The organism is Flagellimonas crocea (assembly GCF_033441595.1).
Taxonomy (GTDB): Bacteria; Bacteroidota; Bacteroidia; order Flavobacteriales; family Flavobacteriaceae; genus Flagellimonas; species Flagellimonas crocea.
The window spans coordinates 384,236-397,856 of sequence record NZ_JAUZVX010000004.1; the positions used below are offsets into that span (position 1 = coordinate 384,236).

Below are 13,621 nucleotides of genomic sequence, written 5' to 3' on the forward strand. Positions count from 1 at the left end.
CTCGGCAGGGCAAATGGCATTTGTCAAAATTTGATGGATTTACCAAGTTCTTTTCTTCAAAATTTCTTGAATCTGCTCTCTGGAAACAGGAAGCTCATCAATATGTTCGTTGAGCCACTTGCTAAAATCCTTTTCGATTTCATCGGACCAACGCGTATCAATCTGTCCGGCAGTATAGGTTCCTTCTTTGATACGTTGATGCCCGAACATATCACGTAAACGGACAACTTCGGAAACGGTAGCCACTTTTTCTGCCAAATGTGCGGGTATAAAAGTGACCACGCCCATTTTGCCCAAAACAACATCACCGGGCATTACGGTTACGGTCCTGATTCGAGTAGGTTGATTGATTCCGATGAGCATCGTGTTCAAATCTCCCGGAGGGTTATGGTGAGAAGCGTCGTAACTTGTATAATAGGAAGTAAAACCGCCAATTTCCATAAGTCCCTCAACATCTCTTAGAGCGCCATCATAAACTATACCATTGCCTGTTTTGGCGTAAATGGCATTGCCCACATTGTCGCCAATTGTTGGGCCATCCTTATCTGCACCAAATTGGTCGGCCACATACACATCACCCTTTACCAAAATATCCACGGGCCAAGTATTTTGTCCCCTTTTGCCTTGTGCTTTCCCGCGGTCATCGATAGCTTTCCAAACATCGGGGCGACCAGGCATAAAGGTTGCCGTAACCGCACGCCCGACCAAAACACTATCCGGATTGATCATTTTCCAGTCCTCTGCGATTTGATAGCGATAGCCCTCATTCTTCATTACGGCCCAAGCCTCTTCCACACTAACGGATTTTATCCTTTCCAATAAAGCATCCGAAACTTTTGGCCTTCCATCATCAAAGCGTTCTCCTTTCCATTCCGGAGTTAAAAAAATAAGTTCTTCCTTACTGATCTGTTGACCCATCAATTGGGTTGCCAGACCAACAAGAACCATTAGGATCATATACTTTTTTCGCAACATAATAGTATCTTTTTAATGAGTTATTGATTATTCAAAAAATGGTATTCCCTCGGGCGCATATTTCCTCATGGCCTCTTCATTGATGTCTACTCCAATACCTGGTTTATCCGAAACCTTTACAAAACTGTCCTTAACCCAATCCCCTTCGTCATAAGTCACAATTTCCTTAAACATAGGATCGGTGTGGAAATAGGATTGCCACTCCATTAAATGGAAATTAGGTACAGAGGCGCAAACATGTGCACACGCCATGGCCCCTAGGAAAGAGGCTACCATATGCGGTGAAAAAGGCACATAATAGAGATTCGCAAGATTGGCGATTCTTTGTCCTTCTCCCAGTCCTCCACACTTTTGCAGGTCTGGCATAATAATGTCCACGCCGTTATCCAACAATTGTTTAAATCCGTGACCCAGATACACATTTTCACCTGCTGAAATGGGCGTACTGGTTTCCTCTGCCAGCGTTTTGAAAGCATCAAAATTTTCTGCTGGAATAGGTTCTTCCAACCAAGTCAGATTCAAATCTTCTACTTTTTTGGCAATGGTCTGGGCGGTCACATGATCATATCGTCCATGCATATCCACACATAGATCAATTTTTGGTCCTACCGCTTCCCTGACTGCAGCAAGTTGATCATACATTCTTATGATTTCACCTGGACTGGCGGTCCAGTTATAGCGATCGTATTTATCAGGGTCACTGGCATAATCCAAGTCGAATTTTAATGCATTGAACCCCCAATTTTTTATAGCGTCCTTGGCAGCAGTAGCAAAATCATCAGGAGAAGGGAACCGAACACGATACAAAGCGGTATCACAATATACCCTTACTTTATCACGGAACTTACCTCCCAACAATTGATAAACGGGCAGATCAAGTGCCTTACCGGCCAAATCCCATAAAGCGGTCTCTATGGCAGAAAGAACGGCTACATATGCACCGGACTGACCGCCACCGAAATGACCTGCACGACGAATGTCTTCAAATATTTTATGGACATTGAACGGACTTTGGTCTCTTAGAAAAAATCCCATCCTTTTGACCAGATGGTAGGTGCCGGGTACGGCATCCACGCCCTCTCCGCAACCATAAATTCCCTGATTGGTGTGTATTTTAACAAACAACCCGCTTCCTCGTCTAATGTATCCGCATTTAACATCCGTGATTTTTAAATCCGATGGTGCGGATAATTTTGGATTTTTATCTATTGCTTTTTGATATTCTGAACCATATGTTGCTGATGACACCATTCCCAATCCTGCACTGGCCATGATTGATTTGGATATAAAAGATCTTCTTGAATTTTTCATACTTGGTTACTTTTGACTTAAGAGATAATTATTATAATTTTTAATCGGTCATTACAGTTTCTGGCTTTTCATCGGTAGGGTTTCCATGCCAGTAAGAAGCTAAAATTGATCCCGTTACATTCATCAATGGACCAAATACGGCCGGTGCCAGTCCCATGGTTGCAATTTTCCCCAGACTGTTGGCGATCCCTGAGGCCAATCCACCATTTTGCATTCCCACTTCAATGGCAATGGTTCTAGCATCCTTTTCGGACATTTTAAGAAGCCTAGCGTACCAATACCCTAGAAAATACCCGAAAACATTGTGTCCCAACACGAGCAACATCAACATTCCGCCAATTTCCAAAAGGCTGTCCCTACCTGCTGCGGTAATGATGGTAATTATCAGGCCTATGGCCAACATGGATATTAAAGGCAATGCCCTGCTTAACCATTGAACACGATTCCCAAATATTTTATTAAAGAGCAATCCCGCCCCGATAGGAATGATAATCATCTTTACGATGCTCCACATCATGGCGAACACATCAATTTCAATGAACTCCCCGGCGAACAATTTCATCATTAAAGGCGTAAGGAATGGTGCCAAAAGTGTAGCAATGGAAGTAATGGTTATCGAAAGTGCGACATTTGCATTGGCCAAAAAAGCCATTACGTTAGAGGCCACGCCGCTGGGAGAACAACCTATGAGCACTATTCCTGCTGCAATTTCTGGTGGAAAATTACTGATCTGTGCCAAAAAATAGCCTATTAGGGGCATTACCATCAATTGTGCCGAAACTCCGATCATTACCCCTTTTGGTGATTGAAATACAGCAGCAAAATCTTTGAGGCTCATCGTTGTTCCCATACCGAACATGATAATCTGTATCAAGGGAATAATTAGCACAGTGAACTTAAAATCACCAATATTGGTAAAGTAACCCGGGTAATATAGTGCCGCCGCAACACCTGAAAAAATCATTGTGGTGAATATCAACCCCTTCATTCTTTCGTATCCGTTAAACCCGAAGGCCAACAATGCAAAAAATCCAAGAATAAAGAGTCCGGCTTGATCAATATGGCCTGTTATGGCCATCCCAATTATGATCAGGAACAGCAAAGCTGCCAATCCTAGTGCTATAGAATATATGGTTATATTTTTCAAAATAGAAGGTTTTAAAGTTTATATGCCTGTCTTGCCAGCAATCTCCATTGCTTGCCTTCTTTTTGAAAAACCAGCAGGCAACCTATGTTGACTGTTGCCGGCACACCATTATTGGTTCCTTCTCCTTTAAAAATATGACGCACTATACCTGTTTTACCGGAAGTTGTTATGGATTGATTTTCTGGCGTTATCGAAGAAAATTGGAATCCACCATTTAAAACGCCGTCCACGTATTCCTTTTTGTTCTCTATCTTACCGCTTGAGTGGCCGTAGGTTAGACTTTCCATGGCCAATTCTTCCAGTTTATCTTTGTTTCTATCCACCATGGCTTCGTAAAGTTGACTTACGGCATCATCGATTTTTTTGATTTGAGCAGTATTCTTTTGGGCCACTAAAGTGGTGGAGAAACAAAGAAGTATTCCTAAAAAACAGTGTTTTGTTATGGTTGAAAATTCAATAAGGTGTTTTTTCATTCTATTGGTTTTATGCGGGGAGGTATCTATTGTTTTTTAGATGCCATATAATCATTAAGTTCTTTTCTGGTCATGGGCAATTTGCTATCTGGATATTCCTTTAGCCAGTTTTCGAAATCTGCATTGATCTCTTCCGTCCATCTTGTGTCTATTTGTCCTGCGGTGTATTTTTTTTCCCGTAATCTTTGGAATCCAAAAAGATCGCGCAGGCCTACTATTTCAGAAGACAGTACCAATTCCGAAGCCAAATGAGAAGGAATAAAAACGGTGCCATGTTGGTTCGCCAAAACCACATCGCCCGGTAATACGGTTGCCCTACCAATTCGGATGGGCATATTAATACTGGTCAACATTTCCTCCTGCAGATAAGAAGGATCCGCGCCTTTGTGCCAGCCATTGAATCCCTCAATATCCAAAAGGCCTGCGACATCCCTTACGCCACCGTCAAAAATTACCCCGTTTTTGGAATTGGTATAAATGGCATTTCCTAAATTGGACCCGATCAGGGTGCCATCGATAATTCTTCCATAGCCATCTGCCACGTAGACATCTCCAGGTACTAATTGTTGAATGGGCCATGAATTGCTTCCTCCAATGGTATCCCGTTTCTCCTGTGCACCTTTAAGTTTCACCAATTGCTGATAGTCCGGTCTAAGTGGCATATATTGTGCCGTTACCACCCTACCGGTCATGGCTCTCTCTGGATGGATTATTTCCCATTCACCTTCATATTGGTTGTTATATCCCTTTCTTCTTAAAAAGCCCCAGGCCTCTTCTATTTGAATATTTTTCATTCTTTGCAGTAAGGCATCGGAAACTTTTGGCCTCCCGTCCTCAAAACGCTCTCCGGTCCAGTTGGAGGTCAGTTCTATAATGTATTCTGGTGAAGCTGTAACTCCTTGCGGTTTGGCATAAAAAAAAGTAAGAAAGCAACTTAGCCCCAATACCATCCTTAAATTTCTCATTTTCTATATTTTTTAATTTTCCTTTAAAAAGGGATTGTTCTTCACTAAGTCCCCACTGTGTTAAGTTGGACAGGAAACCCCCGTTAATACGGGAGTTCTCCCATCAAACTCAAACTAAATTAAACTCAAACTAACTTAAACTAACTCAAAACTTGTCCCTACGTACAGGGTCAATGATAATCTATTGGTACATCCTTATTCAGCAGAATGTTACCACCTTTTAACTATAAGTTCTATCGTGGGAACGAAGCTCGTTCCATTCCTCGGTAGATTTAAAGAATGTTTTATCCGATGGATGCAAATGCGCCTTCACCACTTCTTCATCCAACTCTATCCCCAAACCTGGTGCGGTAAGTGGAACGGTGGCAAAACCTTTATCAATCATCTTAAAACCTCCAACCGTTTTTACCAGACTTTCCCACCATGGCACATCCACCGAGTGATGCTCCAGAGCCAAAAAGTTTTGGGTCGCAGCCGCACAATGCACATTGGCCATAAAGGAAACAGGGGTGCCTGCTTGGTGCATGGCCATGGCTATACCAAATTCCTCGGCATAATCTCCGATCCTTTTTGTCTCCAACAGACCTCCCGAAGAGGCCAAATCCGGATGTACAATATCTACCGCCCTATTCTGAATAAGGGGCATAAAGTCCTTTAGCAGATAAATATCCTCGCCCGTGGTCGTGGGTGTCTCAATGGCCTCGGTAATGATTTTCCATTGCTCATTGTACTGCCATGGCACCATATCCTCGAACCAGGCCAACCTGTATTTATCAAGGGCCTTTGCCAGACGTATTCCGTTGTTGAGGTCAAAGTGTCCATAGTGATCCGTGGAAATGGGAATTTCATAACCTACCATGTTCCGAACATCTTCCACTACTTGCTGCAATACTTCAAGTCCTTTTTCCGTAATCTGTATTTGGGTAAAAGGATGCATGGTATTTCCGTAGGACATCATATTACGGCGATCGCCCCATTGGGCCAAGACGCCCTTATCGTTTTCCCAGAACTTTCCGTTTACCACTGTTCCAGGCTTGCCCCTGAGTTCTCCAATGGAAACATCCATTTTGAGCCAAGTGTATCCCTGTTCATTTACCCTGAAATCTATCAATCGCTTTTGCTCTTCGGGAGATGAAGCTTCAGGGGTATCGGCATAGAGCCTTACCTTGTCCCTGTATCTTCCCCCCAACAACTGCCAAGCGGGTACATTGTAGGCTTTGCCGCAAATATCCCAGAGCGCCATTTCAACCGCACAGACCCCACCAGCTTGCCGGGCAGGTCCCCCAAATTGTTTTATACTCTTGAATATCTTTTCGACATTACAGGGATTTTTACCCAAAATCCTACTTTTAAGGAATAGTGCATAACGTACGTCTGCGGCGTCCCTTACCTCACCAAGACCATAGATTCCTTGATTGGTCTCTATCTTGATTATGGCCGTACCGCCCATCACATTTGTGAGGGCATACCGCATATCGGTAATTTTGAGTTCCGAAGGGGCGGACATACGGCTGACCTTGGATGTGGTCTGTGCTATGGTATCTTCGATGCCCAGTCCCATCATACCGGTCATTGCAATGCCCCCCAATGCGGTTTTTTTCAGAAAGCTCCTTCTGTCATCCGCGGTTTTTGGGTTCTCAATTTCTGCCTGCCTCGCCAACCTAAGGTCTCTTTCTTCTTGCTTGTTCTTAGCAATGATTTGTTTTAATACTGATCTCATTCTTTTATGTCTTTTTGATAATATCGGTTTCTAATTAATCCACATCCCACCAAACCTTCGTATCCAAGTTATCGGGTCCCATTCTGGAAACCGCTTCTTGAAGGTTAGCCTGATTTACCGCTATCTCGGCAGGAGGATAAGTCAACCTATTAATGAAATCACCAGTGATGTCCTGGGCAGGATATGGGTTGGGCGTCAAATCTGGATACCCTGACCTTCTAAAATTGGCGAACAACTCAGGTCCGTTCAAAAAGGAAGCCACCCAATATTGTGTATTGATCTCCTCAACGGCATTGGCCAGATTCAAGGGGTTGGCAGCTATATAAGAATCAATATCAGTTCCAGCAATGGCCACACTTTCACCATAGGCCGCTACCTGCTCCATATGCCCGCGTATTCCATTTTCGTAATACTCGGACGGGTCGCCCGTTACCCAACCATTTATGGCCGCTTCTGCCAACAACAATTGAGTCTGTCCATAAGTACAGAGAAACATTGGCGACGACTGGGCACCGTAAGTAAACCTATCTACTTGTGAAAAGTCATAGAAACTGGCAAGTCCTTCATTGGTCGCAACAGTGCCAATGGTACTGTTGTCATACCCCATGGGCATACCTATTTGATCATCAGGATCCTTTGAGGCAATTGCCACTACTTGGTCCGGTCCCGATGCAGCACCCACATATCTGATTGCCAACGAGGCCAACCTTGGATCATCGTTATTATACAAGTAATCCACGAATACATCTGTCAAATAGAAGTTATTGGCTTCTGTTCCATTAAAGGTAAAACTGTATGGGTTGGTGAAATTGTTATCGTGCCTGACCACAAAGTTGTCTTCATTGGACTCCATAACCCCACCGTTAAAACCACTTTGAACAGTCTGTTCTGCCAAGGTGGGATCTACATTTGAAAGTCGCATACCCATCCTGACCAAGAGAGAATTGGCCAATTTTCTCCACTGGTCCAAATCTCCTGCATACATGGCTTCTCCACTTTCGGCAGGAGCTGAATCGCTCAACGCGTCCCTTGCCTCTGTCAATTCATTGATCAAATCCGGATATATCTGTTCCTGGGGATCATAACTTGGCAGTACCACCTGCTCGGACAGGCCCTTACCTGCTTCAAAATAGGGGATTTCCCCGTATTCATCAGTCAATACCATGAAAGCATAGGCTTCCAAGATACGGGCCATCTGTAATAAATTGGAACGATCCGATTCTTCGGTGTTGAGCTGAAAAATAACGTCACTGGTATGTTTTATGACATTTTGATAATATGCATCCCATTGGTTACCGGTATTGTTCCGGTTATCCTGATTGTAATTGGCCCCGGCCACAAATCCCGAGTTCGGTGTAACAATTTGCTGTACGATCGCTTCATCGTAGTAGATATTGGTACCACTGGGAAAGGAAAGCCCGACTATTGCATTGTTCAATAAGAATACTGGGTCTATGCTTTCACTTGTTGGGTCTACAGTGTTGGTATTGAGTTCATCAAAATTTTCTTCGCATCCCAATAGACCTATGAGGATTACAAAGATTATGATTCTATTCCCTATATTTTTCATGATGTCTTATTTAGAATTTGACGTTTAGGTTAAATCCGATACTTCTCGTGGTCGGTACACCTGTGGATTCCAGTCCAGAAACGTTGTCCGAACTATACGCAAAGGAGTCGGGATCAATATTGGGGACCCATTTTTTAAGTATCGCCACATTGTTTGCGACCAAGCTCAGGGTAACCCCTTGTACAAAGGAGTCCTCTGGAATGAGCTTTTGGAAATCATACCCTACGGTAATCTGCCTCAATTTCCAGAATCCGGAATTGTACACAATGGGCTCTATCAATTGCTGTGAGCGCACAACTTCCCAATAAGTTTGGGATTCTGTTGCAACAGTATTGGGTTCTCCCGCTTGGTTTACACCTTCTCCGATAACCCCGGTATCCCTGCCAGGAAGAGTCATTTTATGGAGACCATGTCTAACGGCATTGAAGTTGGTACCGGAAATCATCTTACCGCCCAATTTGAAATCGATCAAAAAGGAGAGGTTGAAATCCTTGTAACGTACGGTATTTGTAATACCCCCGACCCATCTGGGCAGTGCACTACCAAAAAATTTGATGTCATCCGACCTTAAAGGTCTTCCATCGTTTGCAAATACTTGTCTTCCTTGCTCGTCGAACTTGTACCCAAAACCGGCCAATTGACCGATTTCCTTACCTACCACTTGGTAGAGATAACCGTTAAATACGTGGTTACCTACCAAAATACTCTCTCCCTCCTCATCGCTAAGCAGGCTGATTACTTTGGTTTTATTGTAGGACGCATTGAAATTAAAATCCCATCTTAGGTCATCATTACGAATGGGTGTCAAATTCAATAACATTTCAATACCGTCACTTCTACTTTCACCACTGTTGATCAACTGACTTATAAATCCTGAAGAATTGGAAATCTGAGCGGGTATGATCTGATCTATTGTGGTCTTACGGTATACGGCCAAATCCAATCCGACCCGGTTATCGAACATTCTTAGATCGACACCTAGTTCTGTTTCCTTCACCCTCATTGGGCGAAGATTGGGATTGGGCAATATGGATGTATTGGCTCCAGCAACTGGCTTGGGTGATCCATCCGGTCCTGGGAAGAAGTTGGCGTTGATATCATAAAATAGTGCGTCAGAATAAGGATTTACGTCCGTATCGCTGCCCACTTCGGCATAGGCGGCCCTGAACTTACCAAGCGTCAACCATTCTGCGTCATCACCGACCCAGTTTGAAAAGAGGACACTACCGGAAACAGATGGATAAAGGATACTTCTATTTGCCTCAGAAAGTGTTGAAAACCAATCGTTACGGGCAGTACCACTTAAAAAATAGGTGTCTTGATAAGAGAGATCAACTGCTCCATACAAGGAGTTGATGCCTCTCTCGGACATGGAATAGGTTGGATCCTTCACCCTACCGTTTTGTACAGTGTACAGATCACGGATCACAAAATCGGTCACATCAACCCTATTTAAATCTTGTCTTCTTCTCATCTGGTTGCCTCCCAAATTGTACGAGACCCCAAAATCTTCACTTACATCAACATTTCCTGAAAACAGGAAGTCGACGTTGGTTTCCCGGTAGCTTCTTGCTGTTTGGGTAAAGGTTCCATTGAAGAAGGGTTCCGGTGCTGCAGGCCTAGAGGCTTGTCCGGTCGGATACCCATTGAACTGTTGGGAACGCGACCAATAGTCCTGACCTACCCTTATCTGTCCTGTAAGCCACGAAAGAATCTTATAGCGTGCTGAAACGTTACCGAATATTCTATCTCTCCGTATTTCGTTGAACTGTTCGGAAAGCGTAAAATATGGATTGGTACGGTTTCTGAACCTGCTGTATACAAATTCGTTCCCGTTCTCATTGATTTTTTTCTCTTCCAATAGATCCAAAGGCATGGAATTGGCCATATTATAAAGGGCCACGGGAATCGTATTGTCCTGCTGGCCAACGTTGGGCGGGTTTATGTTCTTCTCATAGGAATAGTTGACGTGTGCCTCAACGCTAAGCCTGTCGGATAGATCATAATTTGCCCCAAAGTTTACCGTTTTCCTGTTGAACTCGTTATTGGGAGTGATACCTTTACTGCCCAGATTGGAAAGTGAAAGGTTGAACCCTCCTTTTTCGGATCCGCTTGAAATGGATACGGAATTGGTGATGTCGAGACCATTTCTGTAAAACTTCTTAATTCTGTCGTAAACTGGAACATAAGGAACTTCAACACCATCAAAAAGAATCTGTGTCATTCCCGGTTCAAAACGTTCCCCAAAAGACCATTGTCCAGAGGTTGGATTGGCCGATGTAGGCCTCACGCCGTTCTCCCCTTGTCCGTACTCATACTGATAGTCTGTAAAATCCAAAGGAGTATGGTCAGTAATATTAATATTGTAGGTAACCCCTATTCCTTGTTGACGGCCACGGGACTTCGTTGTAATCATGATAACACCATCCTTTGCCCTAGATCCATACAGCGCTGCACCAGTGGCTCCCTTTAATATGGTCATACTTTCTATATCGTCTGGATTGATACTGGAAAAACCATCACCACCATCAGAATAGACCCCATCACTATTGGTGCCCACTTCTGTACTGGTACTCCCCGGACTTGTACCAAAGGAAGTATTGTCTATCGGCACACCGTTTACCACTATTAGGGGATTATTGGTACCCGAAATTGAGGATTGACCTCTAATCCTAACTTTTGATGATCCACCAGGCCCTGAACTCAATGAGGAAATATTTACCCCAGCTACCTTGCCCTGGAGGGTGTTCATAAAGTTGGAAGACCTGTTCACATTGACCTCGTCAGCATCTACCTGCGCAATGGAATATCCCAACTTCTTGGTTTCTTGCTTAATACCCAGTGCCGTGACCACTACTTCGTTCAGGTTCTGGGTATCTTCCTGCAATACTATATCGAGTGTCGTCGATCCTCCAACCGGAACTTCCTTTCTTGCAAATCCTATAGAACTGACTATCAAAATTGCATTGGGGTCTTGTACCGTTATTTGGTAAATTCCATCGAAGTTGGCAGCAACGCCGTTAGTGGTGCCTTTTTCTATTACTGAAGCTCCGGGTATGGGCATACCTTTGGAATCCGTGATCGTACCAGAAATTGAGGTTTGAAAGTCCTTTTTGGGACTCGAGGAAAGACCGCTGTTGACAGGAACGACATCGATTTCGTTCTTGGTCTTTAAAACAATTTGTTTTTTGTTAAAAACATAGGAAATATTGGTCCCCTGGAAAAGTTGATCCAGTATTTCAGTGATCAATTTTTGGTCTACATTGATAGAGACCTTTCTGTGAGCATTTACTTTTTTGTTGTCGTAAAAGAACTTGAACTCTGAGACAGATTCAATCCGTTCGAACACTTGCACGATTTCTACATTATCCATGTCCAAACTAAGTTTGGTGTTTTGTGAATAGGAATTGGCATGTGTCGAAAAAAAGGAAACTATAAAAAAAAGTGCCGTTAGTTTCACTGTTAGCCACAAGTTGTTTGTTAAACAAGGCAGAGTGCTCTTGATGTAATTTTTCATACCTTTGTAAAAGTTTATTAGTTAACTTATTTTTTGAGTTAATAATCACAATCGGGAAGATGTTGCAGCATTTCCCGATTTTTTTTTTCATGTTATTTCATAGGCGAGTGGTTGATTTTGGTTGTTTATTTTAAAATGGTTATCTGATCATCTTCAATTAGGTAATCAAAGTATGTTTCGGACACGAAAGTGTTCAGCACTTCTTCAATGGTTTCCACGTCAAAAGTTGCAGTGAAAACCCGATCTTCCAAGTCCATGTTCTTGTTCTGTATGGACACCCCGTAGTGCCTTTCCAATTTTTTTATTATATCCTTGAATTTTAACCCCTTAAGAACCAATTTCCCGTTCATCCAACTGGTGTACAATTCGGTATCGACCTTTTTCACGCTCATTTTTTTATAAGCAGATTCCCAGGAAGCCATATCTCCTGGCGTAAGCAATGTTGAATCGTCCTCACTATAGCTCGTACCCGATTCATAAAGTCTTACGGATCCTTCAACCAGTACCGTCTTTTGGTTGGTATCTTCGGGGTAGGAAGTGACATTGAATTGGGTTCCTAAAACTCGTATGTCCAGTGATTGGGAGGTAACGATAAAAGGGTTTTCTTCATTTTTCTTCACATGGAAGAATGCTTCTCCGATCAATGTTACTTTTCTCTGCTGTCCCGGAATAAATTTTATAGGATATGTTAAGGTGGAGCCTGCATTAAGATTAACAGTGGTTCCATCAGACAAAACAATTTTGAATGTCTTTCCATTTGGGATATGTAGCGTATTGTATACCAACTCGTTGTCAACTGCGTCGATATCACTTTGTGAATAGTCCACCACATTTTCGGCTTTAGTGCCGAGCACATTTCCATCCTTTGTTACAATCGCGGTAGAACCCGATTGGGACAGAATCCGGGTCTCACCGTTCCCCAGTTCCAGGATGATAGCGGTTGGATCTGTCTCCACCATTGCATCTGTCTCTTTGGAATTGAATACTGTATAGTATACACCCAGTCCAACAATACCGATAAAAACAGCCGCGTAGCGCATAAACTTAGTGGTTAAACGCTTATTGGATTTATGGGTGTGGTGTTCGTTGTAGATTCTTTCCCAAGCTTTTTGGGGGTCAAGCTGATGTATATCCTTCAATTCCCTTGATTTGCCCTTTAAATTTTTGAGCCTTTGAAAGGTGGAAAAATTTTCATCATCTTCAGACAACCATTTTTCAAATAGAATTTCTTCTTCCTTGCTTATGGGGCCTTTTAACTTTTTAAGGATAATTTCTAGGATCAATTCAGTCTCTTTTTATATCGATGATAACGTATCATCTATTTATAAGACCAGAAAAAAATAAAAACGGGTAGTGGAAATCCTAAATTTTTATGTGTTTTTTTATGAATATATCATTTTAGAATATCCACAAATGTATATTTCTTAAATTCAGGCGAAGGATTTTGAAGGATTTTTTCAAGTGGTACTTTACGGTATTGACTGTAATTCCCATGATTTCTGCAGCACCTTCATACTTGATTCCTTCCATAACACAAAGCTCGAATACCTTCCTGTTTTGTGCTGGTAAAGATTCCAGCTGCCTAAAAATTGTTTCGGAAATTTCTGTTTGGATCAACTCATTTTCATAAGAAGGAACATGGGTAGTGGAATGGGATATGGTAAAAGCCCTTTGCTTACTTTTGATTTTTTTTAGACTTTCATTCCGTACAGCCGTATTGATGTAGGGCTTAAAATTTTCAATGGTTCTATATTCCTTTTTCTGTAATAGTTTAGTAAAAACTGTTTGTACCACATCTTTGGCATCATCCAAATCTTGCACATAGCTATAAGCCAACAAACACCATTCTTGGTAATGCTCAAGAAACATTTCTTCCAAAATTTTAGTGTTTATCATTTCTGTAATTAATATTGAACTTGTTTAAAAAAGCCTAATGGTCATGG

General features: G+C 42.5%; 10 protein-coding genes. All 10 read right to left on the bottom strand.

Annotated elements, in window-relative coordinates:
• Positions 1–39: 39 nt before the first annotated feature.
• Positions 40–975, bottom strand: a complete 936-nt coding sequence (locus tag SD449_RS15180; RefSeq protein WP_318311733.1) for an RraA family protein — start codon at positions 973–975, stop codon at positions 40–42.
• A 27-nt stretch (positions 976–1,002) separates the two neighbouring features.
• A complete protein-coding gene (locus tag SD449_RS15185) occupies positions 1,003–2,286 on the bottom strand; it encodes a mandelate racemase/muconate lactonizing enzyme family protein (RefSeq protein WP_318311734.1) in 1,284 nt (427 codons plus the stop codon).
• 40 nt (positions 2,287–2,326) lie between these two features.
• Positions 2,327–3,433, bottom strand: coding sequence for a bile acid:sodium symporter family protein (locus SD449_RS15190; RefSeq protein ID WP_318311736.1), 1,107 nt, complete (start codon positions 3,431–3,433; stop codon positions 2,327–2,329).
• An 11-nt stretch (positions 3,434–3,444) separates the two neighbouring features.
• The gene (locus SD449_RS15195; protein ID WP_318311738.1) at positions 3,445–3,906 is read right to left on the bottom strand and encodes a nuclear transport factor 2 family protein; all 462 of its coding nucleotides are present in this window, start codon (positions 3,904–3,906) and stop codon (positions 3,445–3,447) included.
• Positions 3,907–3,932: 26 nt separating this feature from the next.
• A complete protein-coding gene (locus tag SD449_RS15200) occupies positions 3,933–4,871 on the bottom strand; it encodes an RraA family protein (RefSeq protein ID WP_237688929.1) in 939 nt (312 codons plus the stop codon).
• Positions 4,872–5,091: 220 nt separating this feature from the next.
• Complete coding sequence (locus SD449_RS15205) at positions 5,092–6,591, bottom strand: mandelate racemase/muconate lactonizing enzyme family protein (RefSeq protein ID WP_318311740.1); 1,500 nt, start codon at positions 6,589–6,591, stop codon at positions 5,092–5,094.
• 34 nt (positions 6,592–6,625) lie between these two features.
• Positions 6,626–8,161 (bottom strand): SusD/RagB family nutrient-binding outer membrane lipoprotein, encoded by a 1,536-nt coding sequence (locus tag SD449_RS15210; RefSeq protein ID WP_318311742.1) that lies wholly within the window; start codon positions 8,159–8,161, stop codon positions 6,626–6,628.
• A 10-nt stretch (positions 8,162–8,171) separates the two neighbouring features.
• A complete protein-coding gene (locus SD449_RS15215; protein WP_318311743.1) occupies positions 8,172–11,534 on the bottom strand; it encodes a SusC/RagA family TonB-linked outer membrane protein in 3,363 nt (1,120 codons plus the stop codon).
• Between the two features lie 269 nt (positions 11,535–11,803).
• Positions 11,804–12,961, bottom strand: a complete 1,158-nt coding sequence (locus tag SD449_RS15220) for a FecR family protein (RefSeq protein ID WP_318311745.1) — start codon at positions 12,959–12,961, stop codon at positions 11,804–11,806.
• Positions 12,962–13,076: 115 nt separating this feature from the next.
• Entirely contained in the window at positions 13,077–13,574 is a 498-nt protein-coding gene (locus tag SD449_RS15225; protein WP_318311746.1) for an RNA polymerase sigma factor, read from the bottom strand.
• Positions 13,575–13,621: the final 47 nt, after the last annotated feature.